This window comes from Vreelandella sedimenti (assembly GCF_013416325.1).
GTDB lineage: Bacteria > Pseudomonadota > Gammaproteobacteria > Pseudomonadales > Halomonadaceae > Vreelandella > Vreelandella sedimenti.
The window spans coordinates 259,350-280,581 of sequence record NZ_JACCGK010000004.1; the positions used below are offsets into that span (position 1 = coordinate 259,350).

A 21,232-nucleotide genomic window follows, 5' to 3' on the forward strand; every position below is an offset into this window, starting at 1 on the left:
GAACGGCGATGTCACAAGCCCCCGAACCCCGCAAAACGCTCGAGCCTGATCAAGTGGCGTTCTGGCTGGCGCGCCATCCCGATTTTTTCGTCGGCCGGGAAGGGCTTCTGCAGCAACTGCAGGTTCCCCATCCGCATATCGACGGGTCGGTGTCACTGCTCGAGCGCCTGGTGTTAGATCTGCGTAAGCGCGCGGAAACCGCCGAGGGCCGCCTGGAGCACCTGCTGGAAACCGCTCGCCATAACGAGTCCCAGTACCGCCGGCTGCGGGAAACGTTGATAGCCCTGGTGGAAGCGCCGGATCGCGATGCGCTGGCGCAAGCATTGGCCACTCAGCTTAGCGAGCGCTTTGAAACCCCGGCCATGGCGCTGTGGTGTCCGGCCACGTTAAGCGATAGTGAACCGACGCCGCCTCAACCGCCACGGCACGTGCTTGATCAACATGCCAGCACGCGGCTGTCGGCGCTGCTGGATGGCCGCACCAGCCGTTGTGTGAAGCTTAGCGTCAGCGACTGGAAGTGCTTGCTGCCCCATGTCAAAGCGCCGCGCAAAGCCGGTTCCTGTGCGATTTCACGGCTCTCGGCGGGTGATCCTTTGGGTTATTTGCTACTGGCCAGCCCCAGCCCCGATGCTTATCGGGCCAGCATGGATACGCTGTTCACTGAGTACTTGGGCGATATCGTCGCGCGCCTGCTGGTGCGCCTGGGCGACTATGGCTGAAGCTCTCCCAACGGAAATAACGATAGCCAAGCGCGTTGAGGCTTTTTTAGCAGCGCTGGCGTCCCATGCTAGCCCTGCCACGGTGGCGGCTTATCAGCATGATTTGGCCGCACTGTGTAACTTCACCGAGCGACGCGATGTGACAAATCCTGCAGCGTTAGATACCGCTCTGCTGAGGGCTTTTCTGGGGTCGGAGCGTAGCCGGGGGCTGGCGCCTAGAAGCCTGGCCCGGCGGCGGGCGGCACTTTCCCGCTTCGCCGATTACCTGGTCAAGCAGGATGTGCTGGTCGATAACCCGGTGGGACTACTGCGTACGCCCAAACAGCCCAGCCACCTGCCGCGCCCGGTGGATGTCGACGCCCTGGCGCGCTTTCTCGATACCCCCCACGATGGCTCGCCGCTAGGCGTGCGAGATCAGGCTATTCTTGAACTGTTTTACTCCAGTGGCCTGCGCTTAGCGGAGCTGGCGGCGCTTGATTTGGGCGATTTGCAGAATAGCCGGGTAAGAGTGATCGGCAAAGGCGGCAAGCCGCGTCAGGTGCCGGTAGGGCGCCGCGCCCAGCAGGCGCTGGCTGAGTGGCTGGGGTGTCGCTCAGTGCTGGCACCCATTGATGAGCAGGCGCTATTTGTGGGCCAACGCGGGCAGCGCTTGGGGCATCGTGCCATTCAAAAGCGCTTAGCTCAGCTGTCGCTTGCCCGTGGCTTGCCCGAACACCTGCACCCGCACCGTTTGCGGCACTCCTTTGCCAGTCACCTGTTGGAGTCGAGCCAGGATCTGCGCGCCGTGCAAGAGCTGTTGGGGCACGCCAATCTATCGACCACGCAAATCTACACCCGGCTTGATTGGCAGCATCTGGCGACCAGCTACGACGCAGCGCACCCTCGTGCTAAACGAGGCTCCAACGACAGTAAGAATAGCCCCAGGAGCAAACCATGACGATGCTGCAGGCCATTACCTTCGATTTGGACGACACCCTATGGGACAACCACGGAGTCATGGCGCGTACCGAAGAGGGCCACTACCGCTGGCTACTGGAGGCACTTGAGGCATGGCGAGCGGCACGCCAGGAAACAGCGCTGGCGTTATCCCACGAAAGCGGCGGGCTGGATTATCTGCAGCGCCGTCAACAGTTGGCAAAAGAGGTGCCCGAACGGCGCGGCGACTTCACTTGGCTACGTTTGCGCTCACTGGAGGCCCAGTTAGAACACGCAGGTCTGCACCGCAGTGCTGCGTTGATGTGGGCAGCAGCAGCGATGAATGAGTTTCACCGCCTGCGCGTGCAGGTCACGCCCCATCCAGAAGCGGCCGGACTGCTGGCTGCCCTGGCAGAGCGCTATCAGTTGGCGGCGATCACCAACGGTAATATTCATCTTCAACGTCAGCCGCTGGCTGGCTACTTTCCGGTGGCCATTGCCGCGGGCGAGTTACTGGCGCCCAAGCCTGATCCGATGCCGTTCCTCACCGCGCTGTCGCGCTTAAACGTCGCCCCCGAGTGCGCTATGCACGTGGGCGATTCGTGGCAGGAGGACGTGCTCCCTGCCCAGCAGCTGGGCATGCACGCGGTATGGATTTCTGAAGCGGAGGATCAGCCGCTCCCCCCGCGTGTGCATCGTATTGCCCATATTAAAGAGCTGCCCAGCATTCTCGAGAAGTTAGAGGCGCATCATTCTGGCGGTGTATACAGCCACTGATTGAGTTTCTGGGACAGCGTATCGACGCCGTCGCGCTTGAGTGAAGAGAACAGCTGAACAGAGACGAGGTCTTCCCACTCTTTCAAGCGTGAGCGCACTTTTTGCAACGCAGCGCTGGCAGGGCCTTTTTTCAGTTTGTCGGCTTTGGTGAGCAAAATATGCACCGGCATGCCGCGCTGGTCAGCATAATCGAGCATCATTTGGTCGAACTCGGTGAGCGGGTGGCGCACGTCCATTAGCAGTACTAAGCCGCGTAGACTGAAACGGTTGCGCAGGTACTCGGCTAGGTGCTTTTGCCACTCTAGCTTGACCGCCTCCGGCACCTTGGCGTAACCGTAGCCGGGTAGGTCGACCAAACGCCGCGACTCGTCGTTCATAACGCTGAAAAAGTTGATCAGTTGGGTGCGCCCCGGTGTGCGCGAGGTGCGCGCTAACGCATTTTGTTGCGTTAATGCGTTGATAGCACTGGATTTGCCCGCGTTTGAACGCCCGGCAAAGGCTACTTCTGCGCCGGTATCATCCGGGCACAGGGCCAGGGTGGGGGCGCTGATAAGAAAACTTGCCGTCGGGTAGTTCAGCCGAGGGACTGGGCTATCATGGGGGGTAGTCATTGGGTTGATCCTGAAAAACGAACATAAAAGCGGCCTACTCTGCGCACTATCACCTCTCTATCGCTTCGATAAAGTAGAACGCATGATAGCGACTCATGATAGAGAATTGAGAGCAGTACCGCGACGAATTACCCCTAAAGCAGTCCAGCACTTGCATTCCCGCCGCTGGGGTGATTCGTTATAATGCAAGCGGTTTATATCTGCGACCTGGGGCGCTAGTGTACCATCGCGATACGTTGTTGGTATTAGCGAAGGTTGGTATTGGCGGAGCTAACCCTGGTAACTTGTGAAACCTGGGAAGCGCCCAGGGTGCGTACCAGTCAAACATAAAACGGCATAGTGGAATAGCAATGAGAAAGTTACTGGCAAGCCTAGCAATTACCATGGGCGCCGTTGGCATCGCCCACGCTCAAACGGACTATCAAGCTGATGCTGACGCATCCGCTGGCCAGGAAATGGCCCAGACCTGTGCCGCCTGTCATGGGCAACAGGGCATTAGCCCATCGGGCGCTTTCCCTAATCTAGCGGGTCAGCAGATGTCCTATCTGGCGAAACAGATTATGGATATCCGCGACGGCAACCGCATGGTTCCCCAAATGGCCGGCCAAGTGGATGACTTCTCCGACCAGGATGCCTGGGATGTGGCAGCACACTTTGCGCGCCAGGATGCCAACTTGGGCCAGACCAGCGACGAAGACGCTGAGTTGCTGGCTCGCGGTGAAGAGCTTTACCGCGCTGGTGATATGTCCAAGGGCATTCCTGCCTGTTCAGCCTGCCATACGCCAACGGGTGTCGGTATCGGCAGCGCCGTTTACCCCGGTCTATCTGGGCAGCACGCTCAGTACACGGTCTCAACGTTGCAGGCATTCGCCTCAGGTGATCGTAACAATAGCCCCAATAACATCATGGGCGACATCGCTTCAAAAATGAGCGACAACGATATGGAAGCAGTGGCTAACTATGTATTGGGTTTAAACTAAGTGTTGGGTTTGAACTAACGTTCTAACCCTGGGCGTTTAAAACCACACATAGACAGCCTACATACTTCCTTATGCCGTTTGCGGGTTCTCACTAGGCAACGTTCTTGGCAACGTTTGCTAACTGAGGGAACCCGCTAATGTATCCACGGTCTCACCCTTCGCTTACCCATGGAGAAACTTTTACAATGTCTAAAACGCGAGCGATGTTTAAAACGTTAATGGTCGCACTGGCCGGTTTGGGGCTTTCTGCGGCAGTGAGTGCCCAGGAAGTGGTTGAAGGCCAACATTATGAGCTGCTTGAAACGCCGGTAGAAACCCAGGTTGATGACGGGCAAATTGAAGTCACCGAAGTATTTTGGTTTGGCTGCCCGCACTGCTACCGCCTGCAAACGCCGATTAATGAGTGGTACGAGACCCTGGACGATGACGTTAGTGTCGTCAAAATGCCCGCCACCATGGGTGGGGATTGGAATACCCACGCTACAGCATTCTATGCAGCTGAGTCGCTGGGTATCGAAGAGGAGCTACACGCCGACTTCTTTAACGCCATTCATCAGGAAAATCAGTCGCTCACAGAGCCCGATGAGATTGCTGCTTTCTTTGCCAACTACGGCGTCAGCGAAGAAGAGGCCAAGCAAGCGCTGACTGACTTTGGTGTGCGTAGCGAAGTGAATGATGCCAATAACCGTATGCGCAAAATGAAGTTAATGGGTGTGCCTGCCCTGGTGATTGATGGCCGTTTTCTGGTGACGCCGAGCTCAGCCGGTAGCCTGGAAAACATGCCGAAAGTCGCTGAAGCGTTGGTTGAGCAGGTGCGTGAAGAGCGCACAGAGTAACCGTGTTGCGTGAAGCGAGGGAGCGTGACACAACAGCCATCAATGGCTCACGCTCGACGCTGTTTGAAGATGGGCACTTGCGTTTGCTGACCTTTAATTTGCAGGTGGGCATCCAGACCTCGGCGTACCATCACTATCTTACGCGCAGTTGGCAGCACCTACTGCCCAACCCGCGTCGCCAGAAGCGGCTGGACGTGATGGGCGAAGTGCTGAGCAAGTTTGACGTGGTGGGGCTGCAAGAGGTCGATGGCGGTAGTTTTCGCTCAAGCCGCGTCAATCAGGTGGAGTATCTCGCTGCCCAAGCGGGGTTTCCCCATCATGTTCAGCAGCTCAATCGCAATCTGGGGCACATTGCCCAGCACAGTAACGGTTTACTCTCGCGCTTGGTACCCAGCCAAATAGAAGAGCACCGTTTGCCGGGGGCAATGCCAGGGCGCGGTGCGATTCACGCCCGCTTTGGCGAAGGGCCTGATGCGCTGCATATCTTTGTTGCCCACCTGGCGCTAAGCCACCGCGGCCGGGTGCGTCAGCTCAACTACTTAAGCGATATTATTCAACCACTGCGCCACGTGGTGGTCATGGGGGATCTCAACTGCACCCCTGACCAACTGCACGCTCACGAGCGTTTTAGTGCGTCGCTACCGCTGCACCCGGTTAAACCCCTGTTCAGTTACCCCTCCTGGCAGCCGCGCCATGCGTTGGATCATATTCTGCTTTCGCAATCGTTAGAGGCCGCCGAAGTGCGGGTGCTGGATCATCTCTTCTCTGACCACCTGCCGATTGCTGTCGATTTACCCTTGCCCGAGGCCTGTTTAGCGGCAATTCGTTCAAGCGTTTAATAATAAGCACGCTGTGCACTCCGTGAGCGCTGCATTGTCCGCGTATATGCGCTATTGTCTGGGACGCTGATCCCCTTAGCCGTTTTACGCGAGACACTCCCATGTCGGACACAACACAACTACCTGCTTTTATTGGTGCGCTGGACCGCGCTTCCGAATGGTTCGGGCGTACCCTTGCGTGGCTGATCATCCTTATGATGTTGATTCAGTTCGCGATTGTACTGCTTCGCTATGCCTTCAGTGTGAATAGCATCTTCATGCAAGAACTAGTGATGTATATGCACGCCAGCGTGTTTATGCTCGCTGCCGCCTATACGTTTCGCCACGACGGCCACGTGCGGGTGGATATCTTCTATCGAGGCATGACCCCGCGTCGCCAGGCGTTAATCAATGTGGTGGGCATTATCACGCTATTGATTCCAGTGATGGTCTTTATCATCGCTTCCAGTCTGGGCTACGTGGCCAACTCCTGGCGTATTCTGGAGACCTCCTCCGATTACGGCGGTATTCCGGCAGTCTACGCTCTGAAAACCTTGATACCGTTGTTTGCCGTGCTGATGATCGTGCAAGGCGTGATTGAAATTGTGCGCAATGGCTACGTGATGACCGGGCGGATAACGCCGGGAGCTGCTGGTGGCAATCACCTTGAGGAGCGTGTTTGATGCTGGAATTTATGCCAGTTATTTTATTTGCCGTTATCTGTATTGTGTTGATGTTCGGCTTTCCCGTGGCGCTTTCGCTGGCGGGCACGGCGCTGCTGTTTGCCGGAATGGGACTCGGGTTGGAAGCCATCGGTATCGACGCTAACTTTGATAGTGGCTATCTTGCCGCCTTGCCCAACCGGCTCTACGGCATAATGACCAACCAAACGCTGTTGGCGGTGCCGCTATTTGTCTTGATGGGCGTGTTGCTGGAAAAATCCAAAGTGGCTGAGACGCTGCTGGATGCCATGGCTCTGCTGTTTGGTGCCATGCGCGGTGGCCTGGGTATTTCGGTGACCCTGGTGGGTATGCTGATGGCTGCCTCTACCGGTATTGTGGGGGCCACGGTGGTCACCATGGGGCTGATGTCGCTTCCCACCATGCTAAAGCGTGGCTACAGCACCTCGTTGGCAACCGGCACCATCTGCGCCACCGGCACTCTGGGGCAGATTATTCCGCCTTCCATTGCCTTGGTACTGCTTGGTGATGTGCTGTCATCGGCGTATCAGCAGGCGCAGTTGGATATGGGTATCTTCAGCCCTAAAACGGTCTCCGTGGGCGACCTGTTTATGGGCGCGCTGGTGCCTGGGCTACTTCTGGTCGTGATGTACATGGTCTATGTGGCCCTGGTGGCCTGGTTGCGTCCGCATATGGCGCCTGCTGCCGACCGTGAAGAGTTGATGGCCGAGCTTGGTCATACCTCAGGGATTGGCATGCTACTGCTCAAAGGGTTGGTGCCACCGGTGGTGCTGATTGTGGCGGTACTGGGCTCGATTCTTAGTGGTTTTGCCACGCCGACCGAGGCCTCAGCGGTAGGCGCCTTCGGCGCTTTAGTGCTGGCGCTGGCTTATCGTCAGCTCGATTGGGCGACGTTGAAGGACGTGCTGCGTTCGACCACTCACGTGACTACCATGGTGTTTTTGATCCTGATCGGTGCAGCGCTGTTTTCGCTGGTGTTTCGTGCTTACGGCGGCGAACACATGGTGACCGAACTGTTCGAGGGTATGCCTGGTGGGGTGGTCGGCGCGACGATCATCGTTATGCTGGTGATCTTTTTGCTCGGCTTTATTCTCGACTTTATCGAAATCACCTTTGTGGTGGTGCCCATTGTCGGGCCGATCTTGCTTGCCATGGGCCTTGACCCGATTTGGCTGGGCATCATGATCGCGATTAACCTACAAACGTCGTTCTTAACGCCGCCGTTCGGCTTTGCGCTGTTCTATCTGCGTGGCGTAGCGCCGCCATCTGTATCTACCTCGGCTATTTACCGTGGCGTTATCCCGTTTATCCTAATGCAACTGGGTATGTTGCTGATGCTAACGTTCTTCCCGCAGTTGGCAACGTGGCTGCCAGCGCAGTTTGGCTAATAAAGGGTTAGTTGAAAAACATCGCTGCTATCAACGTTAAGAAGTGGCAACCTAATTAATAAGCAGTAAATAGCCATTAATGGCCTGAAGTAAACCGCCTAGTGTTCTACGCTAGGCGGAGTATTCCCTACTCATAATAGTAATAATAGAAAGTAAGAGGGTTATTGTATGAAAGCCAAGACACTCCCTACTGCCATCGCCATGACGACTGCACTTTCCGCCAGTTTGTTGGCAGTCTCTAGCGTTGATAATCACGCCCAGGCGCAAGAGGAAGAATTCCGTTGGAAAATGGTCACCTCCTGGCCGAAAAATTTCCCAGGTGTTGGTCAGGGTCCCGAGCGGTTATCCCAGCTGGTCGATGAAATGTCGGATGGCCGCCTGACCATTGAAGTCTTCGGTGCTGGCCAGTTGGTACCGGGGTTTGAGGTGTTTGACGCCGTTTCTGACGGTACCGCTGAGCTAGGCCACTCCGCCTCCTACTACTGGAAAGGCAAAGCGCCTGCTGCGCAGTTCTTTGCTGCCGTGCCGTTTGGCATGAATGCACAAGAGATGAACGCCTGGCTAAGCTATGGCGGCGGTATGGAGTTGTGGAACGAGCTCTACGATGACTTCGGCGTTGACGTCATGGTGGCGGGTGCCTCAGGCGTGCAGATGGGCGGCTGGTACAACAAAGAGATCAATTCGGTTGCCGACCTCGACGGACTGAAAATGCGTATGCCGGGCCTGGGTGGCGAAGTGATGAGCCGCATGGGTGTCGCGATTGTGAATATGCCGGGCGGCGAGATATTTACTTCGCTGCAATCCGGTGCGATTGACGCAACAGAGTGGATTGGCCCTTACAACGACCTGGCATTCGGACTGCATCAAGCCGCCGACTATTATTACTACCCAGGCTGGCACGAGCCGACGGTCATGTTTGAGGCAATCGTTAACGAAGAGGCTTTCGCGGAGCTGCCAGCGGATTTGCAGGCGATCCTGCGTACCGCTATTAGCGACATTAACCAGAGCGTACTGGATGAGTACACTGCACGTAATAACGATGCGCTGGAAACCCTGGTGAACGAGCACGATGTTGAGCTACGCCGCATTCCCGATGACGTACTGGCTCAGGCGCGAGAGCACTCGCAAGATGTGGTTGCCGAGTTGGCTGAATCGAGTGAATTAGCTACACGTATCTATGACTCCTATCAAGCGTTCCAAGAGAAAGTCGAGGATTACCACGCCATCTCCGAGCAGGCGTATTACAACGCCCGCAACCCGGAAGGTGACACCTCGCAATAGTGTGCCGTGCTCTGATGCACGCTAACGAGCCGCCTTCGGGCGGCTTTTGTGTGTTTGGCATGTACGTTTTCGGCAGCATAAGGCGCGCAGCTTGGGTATCCTAGGAGTACAGTGATGTTTTTGCCGTGAAGGAGCCCCATGTCTACCCATTCCCGTCTTCGCAATGTGCTTACCATCGCCGGCTCCGATCCTTCGGGGGGCGCCGGGCTGCAGGGGGATCTGAAAACCTTTTCAGCCCTTGGCGTTTACGGTACCAACGTGATTACCGCGGTGATTGCCCAGAATACCTGCAGAGTGGCCTCGGTGTATCCCGTTTCGCCCCAGGCCATACGCGAGCAGTTGGAACACCTGCTGGATGATGTGGCGATAGACGCAGTTAAAATTGGCATGGTGGCGAGCCGTGAAGTCGCCGAGGTTATCGCTGATGTGCTGCGTCAGCGCCGCCCACGCTGGATTGTGCTCGACCCTGTGATGGTCGCCAAGAGCGGTGATATTCTGGTCGACGACGCCGGTATTCGTGCAGTGCGCGATATTCTCGTGCCGTTAGCCGATGTGATTACCCCCAATCTGCCGGAAGCCGCGGTACTGCTCGACACGCCGTCGCCCACCAGTTTAGACGCCATGGAGGCGATGTTGCCGGGGTTAACGCAATTGGGCGCACCCTATGTGGTGCTGAAAGGCGGCCATCTGCGCGGGGAAACCTGTCCAGACCTGCTGGCAACCCCCAATGGCCATGAGTGGTTGCCCGCCTCGCGAATCGATACCGACAATTTGCACGGTACTGGCTGTGCGCTCTCCTCGGCGATTGCCGCCTGCTTGGCGAAACTACCCGTGGATGCCGAAGAGGATGCCCCGGTAGCCGCTATCAGTGATGCCAAGCAGTGGCTGCATGCGGCCCTGGAGGCGAGCGTGCGCTTGAGTGTGGGGAAAGGGCGCGGCCCGGTGCACCATTTTTATGCTTGGTGGTGATTGGGTGGGCTTCCTTGCAGCATTTAGGCACTAGCTTGCTTGCGAGAATGCACATTGCACACCATGCTAAGGAGTATTTGCTTAACGGCTTGTAAGGCTGAGCAGCTCAGCCGAGGAGCGTTTCGCCATGCCTCGCACTATTCTGTTTGCCACTGATCTTTCCGCTGACAATCGAGCTGCTTTTGCTCGGGCGTTACGTTTGGCCTATGCCCAGGGTGTTCAGCTAGACGTGCTGCACGTGTTGGATCCTTACCTACCCAGACGTGTGCTGTTGGATGTCGAGAGCGCGGTAGTGGAAGACATCACCACAATGTTGACGGATCTACGCGAAGACTACGCCCTAGAGGCGCCGAAAACGCTGATCCAGACCGTCACCGGCTCGCCTCACGTTGAAATCGTCCGCGAAGCTCATGAACGCAACGCTGAGCTAATTGTGCTGGGCATGCATCGCAAGCGCGGGCAAAAAGACCTGTTGGCGGGCACCACGGTAATGCGCGTGCTGCGCAGTGCACCATGCCCAGTGGTGGTCTCTTCTCACCAGCCGACCCAGCCCTGGCAGCATATCCTGGTGCCCATCGATTTTTCGCTGACGGCGCGGCATACCTTGAAAGAAGCGCTGATTCGCTTCCCTGAAGCCACGCTGACCCTGCTGCACGCCTGGACACTGCCCGGCGAGCGCGAGTTGGGCTCGCAAGCCTATTACGCCCATTGGCGTGAACATGAAGTGCAGCGCCTTCGTGAGCAGCTGAGTAACGAAGTCGATAGCCTGATGCGCGAGTTAGAAGGAGTGCCCGATGTGGAGTTGGTGTTAGAACAAGGCGCGCCCTGTGATGTGCTGCACGCATATATGAAGCGCCATACGCCCGATCTCGTGATGATCGGCAGTCGCGGCCAGCCCCATCACAGCAGCCAGCTAACCGAGATGCTGCTGTGTGAACCGCACTGTGATCTAATGCTCTGCCGTGCTTGGTAAGCGGGCGCTATTAATAATCAGTAGTGTACGGCTAATAAAAAAATATTGTACGGAACCTTTATGTGGCGTATCGGTATGTATAGTTATGCTGCCATGAGGAGGTTCTATGTCTACATGCTTATTAGGGGCTAGGCGCGCCGTACAAAGGTCACTGCTGTTAGCTGGCCTATTGCTAACGCCTTGGGCGATGGCCAGCAGTGTGACGGAAAAAGGCGAAACGTTTGAGCGCACGATAGAGGAGCACGGCCAGCGCTATAGTCTTATCGGTAGCGGCGTGTTTCGCTATATGGTCTGGACGGCCTATGCGGGCGCCTACTACCAGGCAGGTGAAACCCAGCCACAGCCGTTGGGTGACGTTCCAAGGCGTTTGGAGCTTGCTTATTTTCATGCCATCGACGCCCCTGACTTCGCTGAAGCCACCACAGAAAGCCTACAGAAGAGCCTCACCGCTTATGAGTACTCGCAGCTCGAGGCAGATATTAACGCTTTTAATCGAAGCTACCAGGACGTCGAGCCGCAAGATCGTTATGTGCTGAGTTGGGACGGCGGTGTGCTGCGCCTGGCGCTAAATGGCGACACGTTATTTAAGGGCGGTAACGCAGAACTGGCCAGCGCCATGTTCGGTATCTGGCTGGGTGAGCGGCCCTTGGGCGAAGAGTTTCGCGATGCTCTGCTAGGGAAAAATTAACGAGCGGTCGTTATAATGGCCGTTTGCTAGTGGGGAGAGGCGTTTTGAAGGCACTCATTCAGCGCGTGAAGCGCGCCAGCGTGGAAGTGGAGGGCGAAATCGTCGGCAGTATCGACCATGGACTGCTGGCGCTGATAGGAGTGGAGAAGCACGATGACGAGACTAGTGTGGAAAAACTGCTGCACAAGCTCCTCCACTACCGGGTATTCAGCGACGCCGAAGGTAAAATGAATCACAACCTGCAGCAGGTGAACGGTGGTTTGCTGCTCGTCTCCCAGTTTACCTTGGCGGCGGATACCCGTAAGGGGCTCCGGCCCAGCTTCTCCAGCGCCGCTCCCCCAGCCCAAGGCGAAGCGCTGTTCAACGTGCTGGTTACCCAGGCCCGCACTGCCTGGCCGCACGTCGCCACCGGTGAATTTGGCGCTGATATGCAGGTGGCGCTAATTAACGACGGTCCGGTAACGTTTTTGTTGGAAAGCTAGCCCTGTTGTGGAGTATTCGCTTTCCGCTAGCTAGCCGTTTCTTCACTGGCGAGCAGCTCTGTTTCCATTGTCTCCAACGCCTCTTCGGCGTTGAGCCACTGCCGCTCTGACTCATCCAGGCGCGCTTTAATCTCCGCCTGTTGACTAAGCGTCTTGGTCAGTTCGGCTTTGCGGCTGCTGTCGGTGTAGAGCTCTGGGTCTGCCAGCACTTGTTCCACTTTATCGAGTTCCTGCTGGGCCTTCTCCATGGCTTTTTCTGCCTGGTCGCACTGTTTTTTCAGTGGGCGCAGCTTCTCGCGCAACTCAGCGGCCGCTTTGCGTGATGCTTTGCGCGCTTCACGGCTGTCACCGCTAGGCTGCTGGTTCTGGCGCTCGGCTTTTTCACCGCGGGAATCCCGTCGGCTCTCTTCCAGGCGCGCTTTAAGCCAAACGCGGTAATCTTCCAAATCACCATCGAAGTGCTCGACGCGGTGATCCGCCACCCGCCAGAACTCATCGACCGTGGCGCGCAGTAAGTGACGGTCGTGGGAGACCAGAATAACCGTGCCTTCGAAGCTTGCCAGCGCTTGGGTCAGCGCCTCGCGCATCTCTAAATCCAGGTGGTTGGTGGGCTCATCGAGCAGCAGCAGGTTGGGTTTTTGCCAAGCGACGAGGGCCAGCGCCAGACGGGCTTTCTCACCTCCGGAGTAGTTGGCGACTGTGCCGAAGGCGTCATCGCCCTTAAAGCCAAAGCCGCCCAGGAAGTTGCGAATCTCCTGATCGCTGGCGGTGGGCGAGAGGCGCTGGACATGCACAAAGGGCGTCGATGAAACATCCAGGCTCTCAAGCTGATGCTGAGCAAAATACCCAATCGCCAAATGCTCGCCGGGTACACGCTTGCCGTTAAGCAGCTCAAGCTCCCCGGTGAGCGACTTAATGAGCGTTGATTTACCTGCCCCGTTGGGGCCTAACAGGCCAATGCGGCTACCGGGCAGCAGGGTGACGTTGACCTTGTCTAGCTGGATGTTATCGTCACTTCCGTCGCCCTTTTTACCGCGATAGCCTAGCTGCGCCTGGTCAAGCACCAGCAGTGGGTGCGAGGTTTTATCGGCGGCGGGCAGCGTGAAGTGGAAGGGGGAGTCCACGTGAGCGACGGCGATATCTTCCATGCGCTCGAGCATTTTTACCCGGCTCTGAGCCTGCTTGGCCTTGGTCGCCTGAGCTTTAAAGCGGGCGATAAAGCGCTCAATCTCTTCCCGGCGAGCTTGCTGTTTGGCGGCTTCAGCCTGCTGCAGAGCAAGCTTTTCAGCGCGGGTGCGCTCAAACTGGGAGTAATTGCCGCGGTATAGCTCCAGGGTTTGGTGGTGCATATGCACGATGTGGTCACATACGGCATCTAAAAAGTCGCGGTCGTGGGAAATCAGCAGCAGCGTGCCAGGGTAGCGGGTTAGCCACTGCTCCAGCCACAGCAGGGCATCTAGATCCAGGTGGTTGGTCGGCTCATCCAGCAGCAGTAGATCGGAAGGCATAAACAGCGTACGAGCAAGGTTGACCCGCATCCGCCAGCCGCCGGAAAACGCCGAGAGCGGGCGGGCGAGGTCAGCCTGGACGAAGCCCAGCCCCACCAGCAGCTGCGCCGCACGCGACTCCGCACGGTAGCCATCCAGGGTTTCAATCAAACCGTGCAGTTCAGCTTCGCGGTGGGCTTCCCCGGCTTCCTGGGCGGCCAATAAGTCAGCTTCTGCTTGGCGTAGCGCTAAGTCACCATCGAGTACATACTCGATAATCGGGCGGTCGAGGGCGTCAACTTCCTGGGCCATATGCGCAATGCGCTGGCCGCCACTCATCTCGACATCGCCCTGGTCGGGCGCAAGCTCGCCGAGCAGCAGTTTGAATAGGCTCGATTTACCGGCGCCGTTTGCCCCGATAATCCCGGCCTTTACCCCGCTATTAAGGGTAATGTCCGCGTTGTCGAGTAGCGTTTGCGTGCCGCGTTGCAGGGCGACTTGGCGCAGTGCGATCATGCCTTCTCCCGAAGAAAGTGGGTCATTTGATGCGAGATTCTATTACGCTTGATTCTACCCGATTGCAGCGCCTACAGCAGACACCGTTATGGGATTTTGCACTGACGCTCTACGCTAGACCCGGTGTTGAGGCGGCCTGTCTGAAACTTCAAGAGGAGGCCGGGCTGGATGTGTGCGAGGTGCTGTTTCATTGCTGGCTCTACTCTTGCGGTTTGGAAGCCGAGCCTAGAGCGCTGGCTTCCCAGCGTGAGCAGCGTCACCTTTGGCAGTGCCATGTAACGGAGGTCCTGCGTGGGTTACGCCAAGACTTAAAAGCCTCAGCGGCAGAAAGCGAGTCCTTAAAAGCGCTGCGCGAGACCATCAAACAGGCCGAACTGATGGCTGAGCGTGAGAACCTTCAACGTTGGCAAGCGTGGGCTTTGGCCTCGTCAAGCGATGAGGAACGTGTGGTTAACATTGTCGAAATGTCGCTAGAAGTAGATAAAATGCTGCTAAATAAGCTTTTTTTAGACCAGCGTGCTCATCAAGGCAGGGGTGGTATAAAGAAGCAAAATGAGTGGCTTGATTCGCTACAAACGCTTACTTGCCAGCTTGACCCTCACTAAGGAGCGCGCTAGCCTGAATTTAAGCTGTATTTGAAATACCTAGCGCTATTCGCCCGCTAGAACGCAGTATAGAGCAGCACCATTGCCGGTTTACGAACACCGGTTAGCGAACAACAGTGTCGTGTTGAGATACGCGAGGCTTATCCAGGTTCTTGCGCACTCGTAAAGCGCGCTTACCACTGCAAGGGGAACACCGCATGAAGGCAAGCAAATTCGTTTCTACACGTTCTGTAACTACAAAGTTAATGACGACGGCAAGTGTGGGTGCACTGCTGTTTGGTCTCAGCGCCGCTGCTCAAGCAGACAACTGGCGCTACGCTCACGAGGAGTATGAAGGCGACGTTCAAGACGTCTTTGCCTATGCTTTTAAAGAGTATATTGAAGATAACTCAGACCACACCGTACAGGTTTACCGCTTTGGTGAGCTGGGTGAGTCTGATGACATTATGGAGCAGACTCAGAACGGTATTCTGCAGTTTGTAAACCAGTCGCCTGGCTTTACCGGTGCGCTTATTCCGGAAGCGCAAATCTTCTTTATTCCTTACCTGCTACCGACCGACGAAGAGACCGTACTGACGTTCTTCGACGAAAGTAAGGCGATCAACGAGATGTTCCCTGAGCTTTACGCCGAGCAAGGCCTAGAGCTACTGAAGATGTATCCGGAAGGCGAAATGGTCGTGACGACCGACGAGCCGATTAGCTCACCAGAAGATATGGATAATAAGAAAATCCGTACCATGACCAACCCACTGTTGTCGGAGACCTACGACGCCTTTGGTGCAACGCCGACGCCGTTGCCTTGGGGTGAAGTCTACGGTGGTCTGCAGACCGGTATTATCGATGGTCAAGAGAACCCGATTTTCTGGATCGAGTCTGGCGGTTTGTACGAAGTGTCTCCGCACCTGACGTTTACCGGTCACGGCTGGTTCACTACTGCGATGATGGCCAACCAGGACTTCTACGAAGGTTTATCTGAAGAAGATCAAACGTTGGTGAATGAAGCCTCTGAAGCTGCCTATGACCACACTATCGAGCACATCAAAGGCTTGGCTGAAGAGTCACTAGAGAAGATTCAGGAAGCGTCTGATGAAGTGACGGTGACACGCCTCGACGAAGAGCAAATTCAAGCTTTCCGTGATCGTGCCCCGCAGGTTGAAGAAGCCTTCCTGGAAATGACCGGTGAAGGTGGTGAAGAGTTGCTCGAGCAGTTTAAAGCTGACCTTGAAGCCGTAACCAACGAGTAATCATCCTTAAAGCCGCATTGGCGAACGGTTGATTGATCAAGGGGCAGCAAAGGCTGCCCCTTTTTATTTTGCGGCGGTCAGGCGGAGGCTGCTCGGGCTGGTGGTTGACAACGTTACTGTCGGGTTACGTACATCTAGCGTTGAACCATCGGCAGCGGCATGCCGTTACGCTTGAGTTAACTCCTCGCCTTGCACGAGGTAAGGCTTGTCTAGCAGCTCTGGTTTAGACAAGTTGGTAAATAGGCAGGTTTTGACGAGATAGCTTGGATTGAGATAGCTCTGGAATAACGCTGTGTTTATTGTGCCTACGGCACGTAACTGTTGCCGTTAGAGCCGTTCAAAAGGAGTCCGGCCATGACCGATGACGAGATGGAAAAGAGTTACCGCTCCGGCTTGCCGGGGGTACTAGGCGTGATCGACACTGCAATTAGCAAAATAGAAGCCGTGATTCTCGCGATGGGTGTTTTGCTAATGGCGCTGAATACGGTCACCAACGTGGTTGCCCGCTTTGTATTTGGCAACAGCATCATGTTTTCCGGTGAGCTAAACCGCATTTTGATCATCATGATTACCTTTGCAGGTATTGGCTATGCAGCCCGTCATGGTCGTCATATTCGTATGTCGGCTATCTACGATGCGCTGCCAGTAGGTGGGCGCAGAGTGCTAATGATTTGCATCGCGCTGTTCACATCACTAGTGATGTTTTTCCTCCTCTACTATTCGATTGTTTATATCCTGGATCTGTATAGCAAAGGTCGCGTATTGCCTTCCATGGGGTTACCAATCTGGATTATCTACCTTTGGGTGCCGATGGGCTTTCTAATCACCGGTATTCAGTACTTGCTGACCGCCGTTAAGAACGTCACGTCCCACGATGTCTACCTTTCGACGGGCGTGGTGGATGGTTATAAAGACACCGAAACAGAAGTCTAACGCGGGGCACTGCACCCTAGGGGAACAGCTATGACGACAATAATGGTCACCACCATGATTGCCCTGCTGCTGCTGGGCTTTCCAATGATGATTCCACTGATTACCGCTGCGGTAATCGGCTTCTATATGATGTTTAACGGCTTCGGCCAGATGGATACGCTAATCCAGCAGATGATGGCGGGTATACGCCCAGCCTCACTTATTGCGGTTCCCATGTTTATCCTTGCCGCTGACATCATGACTCGTGGGCAGTCCGCTAACCGCTTGATTGATATGGTGATGGCGTTTATCGGCCATATTAAAGGCGGCTTGGCGGTGAGCACGGCGGCTTCTTGTACGCTGTTTGGCGCCGTATCTGGCTCTACCCAGGCAACCGTGGTCGCTGTCGGTTCGCCGCTGCGTCCGAAAATGCTCAAAGCGGGCTACTCGGACTCTTTCACACTGGCGCTGATCATCAATGCCAGCGATATTGCGTTTTTGATTCCGCCCAGTATCGGCATGATTATTTACGGGGTTATCTCGGGCACCTCTATCGGTGAGCTATTTATTGCCGGAATTGGCCCAGGGTTAATGATCCTGTGTATGTTCTCGATTTACTGCATTATCTACGCCATCGTTAAAGATGTACCTACTGAAGCAAAATCGAGTTGGAAAGAGCGCGCAGTAGCGGTTCAGCAGGCTCTTTGGCCGCTTGGCTTTCCGGTCATTATTGTCGGTGGTATTTACGGCGGTATCTTCAGTCCGACTGAAGCCGCGGCGGCCTGTGTGCTGTATGCCATTTTGCTTGAGTTTGTGGTCTTCCGCTCACTTAAGATGAACGACATTTATGCCATCGCCAAATCTACTGGTTTGATTACCGCTGTAGTATTTATCCTGGTCGCGGTGGGTAATGGCTTCTCGTGGATTATCTCGTTTGCTCAGATTCCGCAAATGATTCTGGAGGCGGTGGGTGTCAATGAAGCTGGCCCCACGGGTGTATTGATTGCCATCTGTATCTCCTTCTTTGTGGCCTGTATGTTTGTTGATCCGATCGTGGTCATTCTGGTGCTAACGCCCATTTTCGCCCCCGCCATCGCGGCGACGGGCCTGGATCCTGTGTTGGTGGGTATTTTGATTACCTTGCAGGTGGCGATAGGTTCGGCAACCCCGCCCTTTGGGTGCGATATTTTCACCGCTATTGCGATTTTCAAGCGCCCTTATTGGGATGTGATCAAAGGTACCCCGCCGTTTATCTTCATGCTGATTTTAGCGGCTGCACTGCTGATCATGTTCCCGCAAATTGCGCTGTTCCTGCGCGATGTCGCCTTCCGCTAAACAGCCACAAGGAGTACGCGAATGTTTAATCGCATTTTAGTCCCGGTGGATGGTTCAAAAGGCGCCTTAAGGGCGCTGGAAAAAGCGGTGGGTCTGCATATGCTAACCGGCGCTGAGCTCTATCTGCTGTGCGTGTTTAAACACCACAGCTTGCTGGAAGCCTCGCTCTCTATGGTGCGGCCCAACCAGTTGGATATTCCTGATGATGCGTTAAAAGAGTACGCCACCGAGATCGCTGTGCACGCAAAATCTCATGCAATCGAACTGGGCGCAGACAGTGCTCGCGTGCGTGCTTTTGTGAAGGGCGGGCGACCCTCGCGCATTATTGTGCGCTTTGCCCGTAAGCGGGAGTGCGATCTGATCGTGATTGGCGCCCAGGGCACTAATGGCGAGAAGAACCCGCTACTAGGCAGCGTTTCTCAGCGTGTGGCGGGTGCAGCACACTGCCCCACGCTGGTGGTCTAAATCCGCTAAACCTCTCTCTCATTTTGTGGTCTTATTGGCACCCACCTCCTCGAAGATGCAGCTCGGGACGGTGGGTGTTAGTCTTTGTGTCACACTGATTGGCGTACGGCGCCGCTATAAAAAGGATCTTTCATGAAACAACTGCTCTCTACTACGGCTCTGACAGGTTTGCTCTTGGTTGCCCCTTTTGCAGCGGCAGCGCCCGAAACCGATGAACAGCGCTTGGCTTACAGCCTGGGTGTCACTCTGGGCGAAAGTATGCAGGCGGACATCGAAGACCTCGACTTGGATGCGTTTCACGACGGCATGAGCGATGTATTTGAAGGTAATGACCTGGCGCTCAGTGAAGAAGAGATGACCGAAGCGTTGATGGCGTTCCAAGAGCAATCCATGCAAGCGCGTGAAGCGGAAGCTGAAGAGATGGCGCAGAACAATCTCGAAGAGGGCGAAGCTTTCCTGGCTGAAAACGCCGAGCGCGAAGAAGTGACAGTGACGGACTCTGGCCTTCAGTATGAAGTGCTTGAATCTGGCGATGGTGCCACGCCTGGCCCTGAAGATACCGTCGAAGTGAATTACGAAGGCATGCTGCTGGATGGCACCGTTTTCGATAGCTCTTTTGAGCGCGGTGAGTCCGTCAGCTTCCAGACTAATCAGGTGATCGAAGGCTGGCAGGAAGCGCTGCAGATGATGAGCGTCGGCGATAGCTGGATGCTTTATATCCCCGCGGATATTGCTTACGGCGAAAATGGTCAAGGGCCAATTGGGCCTAACGAAGTACTGACCTTCCGCGTTGAACTACTAGGCGTCGAATAAGGGATGACTTCAACCCCCTCTTCTAACCTGCATTCTCTCGCTCAGGCACTGGTTTGCTTAGGTCTATGCACACCGCTGCTAGCGCAGGCCGAGACGAACAGTGAGCCTGAGGATTTGCCCGCCTTGAGTGCTGCGAGTGAGCAGGCCAGCGTAGTGGGGGTATCCTCGGGCGGTTATATGGCGACCCAACTGGCGGTGGCTTGGCCCGAGCGGTTTAGTGGCCTAGGTGTACTGGCAGCAGGGCCCTGGAGCTGCGCGCAGGGTTCGCTCAGTTTGGCGCTTAACCAGTGCATGATGACCCGCCGCGGCGTGCCTTCGCTGGATGAGTTGGAGGCGCGTCGTCAGCGCTATATTGAGCTTGAACAGGTAGGCAGCGCTGAGGCGCTTAGCCAGCTCAGGGCCTACTTATGGCACGGTGAAGAGGATGAAGTGGTTGAGCCAACGCTCGGCGACCTGCTTGCTGAGCAGTGGCAGCAGTGGCTTGCTTCGCCTGATCAGCTACGCGTTGCGCGCAGTGAAAATGCGGGGCATGGCTGGCCGATACGATTACCCAGTGAAGCCGCCCCCGGGCCTCAGGAGTGGGGCGATTGTCGTCAGGGTGGCGGTAGTTTCCTATTATCCTGCGATGACGATATTGCCGGAGAAATGCTGGATTGGCTCTACCCCGAACGAGCAGCCTCGGACGCTGGCGAGCCTAGTAATGAGCCAGAGGGTGAGCAAGGGGGGGAGCTAGTCGCGTTTGATCAGTCAGAGTTTGCGGTAAAGGGACTAGCGGACACCGGCTATGTGTTTATACCTGAAGGCTGTGATGCGGGGGAATGCCCGGTAACGCTGGCGCTGCACGGTTGCCAAATGAACGCAGAGGCCATTGGCGACACATTCATACGCTACACCGGGCTCAATGCCTGGGCGGCAGCGCATCAGCAAATAGTGCTCTATCCTCAGGCAGAAAGCAGTATGGCGAACCCCCAGGGCTGCTGGGATTGGTGGGGGTTTGCTGAAAGTACCTGGCAGTTAAGCCCGCAGCACGATACCCGTAGCGGTACTCAAATTAGCGCGCTGCTGGCGATGCTGGACCGTTTACAGGCGGCACCTGAACAAGCCGATTAAGAAGAAACGGCGCTTAACCGTCTAGTTCGCTCTCTAATGCGGAAACTAAACCGTGAGGGGTCGGTGAGTAGAGCACTCGCTGAAGAATATCGCCCTCGCGATTAACCAAAAAGAGCGAGGCGCTGTGATCAATGGTGTAGTCCATTGCTGAATCCGGCGCTTCGACTTTCCGCCAGATCACTCCATAGCGTGAGGCGACATCCTCAAGCTGTGCCTGACTGCCCACCGCGCCGATAAAATCCTCGCCGAAAAAGTCCATGTACTCCTGCATGCGCTCGATGGTGTCGCGTTCGGGATCAACGGTGATCATCACCGGCACCACACGCTCGCGCTGCTCCTCAGAGAGCTGGGCCAGGGCTTGACGCTTAACCGATTGGGTCATGGGACAAATGTCGGGACAGTAGGTGTAGCCAAAGGAGAGTATCGCGACTTGATCTTCGTCTAACTGGGTTAACGAGAAATCACCCTGGGTAGAGGGCAGTTCAACTGGGCCTCCTACCGGTTCGCCCTCTTGGGGGGCGAACGCATACTGATAGAGGCCTATACCGCTGACCACCAGCAAAACCGCGATCAACGCCGCGCCTAGCCATAAGGGTTTCCTTGCCAT

At 56.0% G+C, this 21,232-nt stretch carries 23 protein-coding genes; 20 read left to right on the forward strand and 3 right to left on the reverse strand.

Translation table 11 applies throughout. The features are described 5' to 3' along the window. Positions 1-8: 8 nt before the first annotated feature. The 3 genes from HZU72_RS06160 to HZU72_RS06170 are packed head-to-tail and all read left to right on the forward strand — an operon-like array spanning position 9 to position 2,411. Positions 9-719 carry a DUF484 family protein gene (locus HZU72_RS06160; protein ID WP_027957991.1) on the forward strand — a complete coding sequence of 237 codons (711 nt, stop codon included), beginning with the start codon at positions 9-11 and terminating at the stop codon, positions 717-719. Next, the gene (locus tag HZU72_RS06165; protein WP_180090995.1) at positions 712-1,656 is read left to right on the forward strand and encodes a tyrosine recombinase XerC; all 945 of its coding nucleotides are present in this window, start codon (positions 712-714) and stop codon (positions 1,654-1,656) included. Before HZU72_RS06160 ends, HZU72_RS06165 begins: the two co-directional genes overlap by 8 nt. Next, a complete protein-coding gene (locus HZU72_RS06170) occupies positions 1,653-2,411 on the forward strand; it encodes an HAD family hydrolase (protein ID WP_022521225.1) in 759 nt (252 codons plus the stop codon). The genes HZU72_RS06165 and HZU72_RS06170 overlap by 4 nt, the downstream gene beginning before the upstream one ends. On the opposite strand, the gene yihA is transcribed toward HZU72_RS06170, so the two are convergent. Then, a complete protein-coding gene (gene yihA, locus HZU72_RS06175; protein WP_009286228.1) occupies positions 2,384-3,022 on the reverse strand; it encodes a ribosome biogenesis GTP-binding protein YihA/YsxC in 639 nt (212 codons plus the stop codon). The two genes, HZU72_RS06170 and yihA, sit on opposite strands and share 28 nt — an antisense overlap. A gap of 350 nt (positions 3,023-3,372) precedes the next feature. Here yihA and HZU72_RS06180 point away from each other — a divergent pair, with 350 nt between their 5' ends. From HZU72_RS06180 to dtd, 10 genes are all read left to right on the forward strand, one after another. After that, entirely contained in the window at positions 3,373-4,002 is a 630-nt protein-coding gene (locus HZU72_RS06180) for a c-type cytochrome (protein ID WP_022521226.1), read from the forward strand. A gap of 203 nt (positions 4,003-4,205) precedes the next feature. Beyond that, positions 4,206-4,838 (forward strand): thiol:disulfide interchange protein DsbA/DsbL, encoded by a 633-nt coding sequence (locus HZU72_RS06185; protein ID WP_053857157.1) that lies wholly within the window; start codon positions 4,206-4,208, stop codon positions 4,836-4,838. 5 nt (positions 4,839-4,843) lie between these two features. Beyond that, on the forward strand, positions 4,844-5,677 hold the full coding sequence (locus tag HZU72_RS06190; RefSeq protein ID WP_089691363.1) for an endonuclease/exonuclease/phosphatase family protein: 834 nt from the start codon (positions 4,844-4,846) through the stop codon (positions 5,675-5,677). Between the two features lie 101 nt (positions 5,678-5,778). Next, positions 5,779-6,339 carry a TRAP transporter small permease subunit gene (locus HZU72_RS06195; protein ID WP_009286227.1) on the forward strand — a complete coding sequence of 187 codons (561 nt, stop codon included), beginning with the start codon at positions 5,779-5,781 and terminating at the stop codon, positions 6,337-6,339. After that, entirely contained in the window at positions 6,339-7,745 is a 1,407-nt protein-coding gene (locus HZU72_RS06200; protein ID WP_022521229.1) for a TRAP transporter large permease, read from the forward strand. Before HZU72_RS06195 ends, HZU72_RS06200 begins: the two co-directional genes overlap by 1 nt. A gap of 168 nt (positions 7,746-7,913) precedes the next feature. Next, entirely contained in the window at positions 7,914-9,026 is a 1,113-nt protein-coding gene (locus HZU72_RS06205) for a TRAP transporter substrate-binding protein (protein WP_180090996.1), read from the forward strand. Positions 9,027-9,164: 138 nt separating this feature from the next. Beyond that, a complete protein-coding gene (thiD, locus tag HZU72_RS06210; protein ID WP_180090997.1) occupies positions 9,165-9,995 on the forward strand; it encodes a bifunctional hydroxymethylpyrimidine kinase/phosphomethylpyrimidine kinase in 831 nt (276 codons plus the stop codon). Positions 9,996-10,122: 127 nt separating this feature from the next. Continuing rightward, positions 10,123-10,968, forward strand: a complete 846-nt coding sequence (locus HZU72_RS06215) for a universal stress protein (protein ID WP_180090998.1) — start codon at positions 10,123-10,125, stop codon at positions 10,966-10,968. Positions 10,969-11,074: 106 nt separating this feature from the next. Continuing rightward, positions 11,075-11,656, forward strand: a complete 582-nt coding sequence (locus tag HZU72_RS06220) for a chalcone isomerase family protein (RefSeq protein WP_180090999.1) — start codon at positions 11,075-11,077, stop codon at positions 11,654-11,656. Between the two features lie 44 nt (positions 11,657-11,700). Beyond that, the gene (dtd, locus tag HZU72_RS06225) at positions 11,701-12,138 is read left to right on the forward strand and encodes a D-aminoacyl-tRNA deacylase (protein WP_180091000.1); all 438 of its coding nucleotides are present in this window, start codon (positions 11,701-11,703) and stop codon (positions 12,136-12,138) included. Between the two features lie 26 nt (positions 12,139-12,164). On the opposite strand, the gene HZU72_RS06230 is transcribed toward dtd, so the two are convergent. Beyond that, positions 12,165-14,141 (reverse strand): ATP-binding cassette domain-containing protein, encoded by a 1,977-nt coding sequence (locus HZU72_RS06230; RefSeq protein WP_180091001.1) that lies wholly within the window; start codon positions 14,139-14,141, stop codon positions 12,165-12,167. Positions 14,142-14,170: 29 nt separating this feature from the next. Between HZU72_RS06230 and HZU72_RS06235 the strand changes: the two genes are divergently transcribed. The 7 genes from HZU72_RS06235 (at position 14,171) to HZU72_RS06265 (ending at position 20,625) form a co-directional block, all read left to right on the forward strand. Next, complete coding sequence (locus HZU72_RS06235; RefSeq protein WP_180091002.1) at positions 14,171-14,746, forward strand: TIGR02444 family protein; 576 nt, start codon at positions 14,171-14,173, stop codon at positions 14,744-14,746. 197 nt (positions 14,747-14,943) lie between these two features. Further along, positions 14,944-15,990: a TRAP transporter substrate-binding protein gene (locus HZU72_RS06240; RefSeq protein WP_180091003.1), complete on the forward strand. Its 1,047-nt coding sequence runs from the start codon at positions 14,944-14,946 to the stop codon at positions 15,988-15,990. A gap of 354 nt (positions 15,991-16,344) precedes the next feature. Continuing rightward, entirely contained in the window at positions 16,345-16,923 is a 579-nt protein-coding gene (locus HZU72_RS06245) for a TRAP transporter small permease (protein ID WP_180091004.1), read from the forward strand. A gap of 30 nt (positions 16,924-16,953) precedes the next feature. Next, on the forward strand, positions 16,954-18,237 hold the full coding sequence (locus tag HZU72_RS06250; RefSeq protein WP_180091005.1) for a TRAP transporter large permease: 1,284 nt from the start codon (positions 16,954-16,956) through the stop codon (positions 18,235-18,237). Between the two features lie 21 nt (positions 18,238-18,258). Further along, on the forward strand, positions 18,259-18,702 hold the full coding sequence (locus tag HZU72_RS06255; protein ID WP_022521256.1) for a universal stress protein: 444 nt from the start codon (positions 18,259-18,261) through the stop codon (positions 18,700-18,702). Positions 18,703-18,834: 132 nt separating this feature from the next. Continuing rightward, positions 18,835-19,515, forward strand: a complete 681-nt coding sequence (bamJ, locus tag HZU72_RS06260) for a BamJ family beta-barrel-assembly machinery protein (protein ID WP_180091006.1) — start codon at positions 18,835-18,837, stop codon at positions 19,513-19,515. Positions 19,516-19,518: 3 nt separating this feature from the next. After that, positions 19,519-20,625 (forward strand): alpha/beta hydrolase family protein, encoded by a 1,107-nt coding sequence (locus HZU72_RS06265; RefSeq protein WP_180091007.1) that lies wholly within the window; start codon positions 19,519-19,521, stop codon positions 20,623-20,625. A 13-nt stretch (positions 20,626-20,638) separates the two neighbouring features. Here the strand turns inward: HZU72_RS06265 and HZU72_RS06270 are convergent, their stop codons facing one another. After that, the gene (locus tag HZU72_RS06270) at positions 20,639-21,232 is read right to left on the reverse strand and encodes an SCO family protein (protein ID WP_180091008.1); all 594 of its coding nucleotides are present in this window, start codon (positions 21,230-21,232) and stop codon (positions 20,639-20,641) included.

Coding starts and splice junctions, on each gene's coding strand:
- HZU72_RS06240 (WP_180091003.1), top strand. CDS start 14,944: ATGAAGGCAAGCAAATTCGTTTCTACACGTTCTGTAACTACAAAGTTA.
- yihA (WP_009286228.1), bottom strand. CDS start 3,022: ATGACTACCCCCCATGATAGCCCAGTCCCTCGGCTGAACTACCCGACG.
- HZU72_RS06255 (WP_022521256.1), top strand. CDS start 18,259: ATGTTTAATCGCATTTTAGTCCCGGTGGATGGTTCAAAAGGCGCCTTA.
- HZU72_RS06195 (WP_009286227.1), top strand. CDS start 5,779: ATGTCGGACACAACACAACTACCTGCTTTTATTGGTGCGCTGGACCGC.
- bamJ (WP_180091006.1), top strand. CDS start 18,835: ATGAAACAACTGCTCTCTACTACGGCTCTGACAGGTTTGCTCTTGGTT.
- HZU72_RS06245 (WP_180091004.1), top strand. CDS start 16,345: ATGACCGATGACGAGATGGAAAAGAGTTACCGCTCCGGCTTGCCGGGG.
- HZU72_RS06270 (WP_180091008.1), bottom strand. CDS start 21,232: ATGGCAAGGAAACCCTTATGGCTAGGCGCGGCGTTGATCGCGGTTTTG.
- HZU72_RS06165 (WP_180090995.1), top strand. CDS start 712: ATGGCTGAAGCTCTCCCAACGGAAATAACGATAGCCAAGCGCGTTGAG.
- thiD (WP_180090997.1), top strand. CDS start 9,165: ATGTCTACCCATTCCCGTCTTCGCAATGTGCTTACCATCGCCGGCTCC.
- HZU72_RS06215 (WP_180090998.1), top strand. CDS start 10,123: ATGCCTCGCACTATTCTGTTTGCCACTGATCTTTCCGCTGACAATCGA.
- HZU72_RS06180 (WP_022521226.1), top strand. CDS start 3,373: ATGAGAAAGTTACTGGCAAGCCTAGCAATTACCATGGGCGCCGTTGGC.
- HZU72_RS06220 (WP_180090999.1), top strand. CDS start 11,075: ATGTCTACATGCTTATTAGGGGCTAGGCGCGCCGTACAAAGGTCACTG.
- HZU72_RS06230 (WP_180091001.1), bottom strand. CDS start 14,141: ATGATCGCACTGCGCCAAGTCGCCCTGCAACGCGGCACGCAAACGCTA.
- HZU72_RS06265 (WP_180091007.1), top strand. CDS start 19,519: ATGACTTCAACCCCCTCTTCTAACCTGCATTCTCTCGCTCAGGCACTG.
- HZU72_RS06200 (WP_022521229.1), top strand. CDS start 6,339: ATGCTGGAATTTATGCCAGTTATTTTATTTGCCGTTATCTGTATTGTG.
- HZU72_RS06235 (WP_180091002.1), top strand. CDS start 14,171: ATGCGAGATTCTATTACGCTTGATTCTACCCGATTGCAGCGCCTACAG.
- HZU72_RS06185 (WP_053857157.1), top strand. CDS start 4,206: ATGTTTAAAACGTTAATGGTCGCACTGGCCGGTTTGGGGCTTTCTGCG.
- HZU72_RS06170 (WP_022521225.1), top strand. CDS start 1,653: ATGACGATGCTGCAGGCCATTACCTTCGATTTGGACGACACCCTATGG.
- HZU72_RS06160 (WP_027957991.1), top strand. CDS start 9: ATGTCACAAGCCCCCGAACCCCGCAAAACGCTCGAGCCTGATCAAGTG.
- HZU72_RS06250 (WP_180091005.1), top strand. CDS start 16,954: ATGACGACAATAATGGTCACCACCATGATTGCCCTGCTGCTGCTGGGC.
- HZU72_RS06205 (WP_180090996.1), top strand. CDS start 7,914: ATGAAAGCCAAGACACTCCCTACTGCCATCGCCATGACGACTGCACTT.